At 45.7% G+C, this 444-nt stretch carries 1 pseudogene; it reads right to left on the reverse strand.

The window, feature by feature from the left end:
* Window positions 1-348, reverse strand: a pseudogene (locus Xvie_RS20575) (IS6 family transposase); the annotation flags it as partial.
* Between the last annotated feature and the right edge of the window lie 96 nt (window positions 349-444).

Consider the following 444-nt stretch of genomic DNA (forward strand, 5'->3'; position numbering starts at 1 on the left):
CGAGCGTGTTCGACGTTTGATATTACGATGATCTTGCTCTATCAAATTATTGAGGTATTTGCTTTGTCGGATCGCAATAGTTTCCTCTTCGGGTTTACCAATATTGAGCGTTTCTAAGGCTGCCGTGTTAGCGCCACTTTTGTCTATCGTCACAACCTCGGGTTTACCTTGATGGCGTATGGCTTTGCGGAAGAAACGCAATGCAGCTGCCGTATCGCGTTTAGCGGTCAGTAGGAAGTCAATCGTTTGACCGGCGGTATCGACAGCGCGATACAAATATTTCCATTGCCCTCTGACTTTTATGTCAGTTTCATCCATACGCCCTCGACGCCCCACAGGACGTTTATGTAGGGGTATATTAAATTCGGACACCTCAAACGCCTGTTAATCTGATGAACCTAACCATGAGGTATGACGATGAAATTAAAATCTACCAAACGCCGA

The sequence above is a fragment of the Xenorhabdus vietnamensis genome (assembly GCF_002127535.1).
GTDB lineage: Bacteria > Pseudomonadota > Gammaproteobacteria > Enterobacterales > Enterobacteriaceae > Xenorhabdus > Xenorhabdus vietnamensis.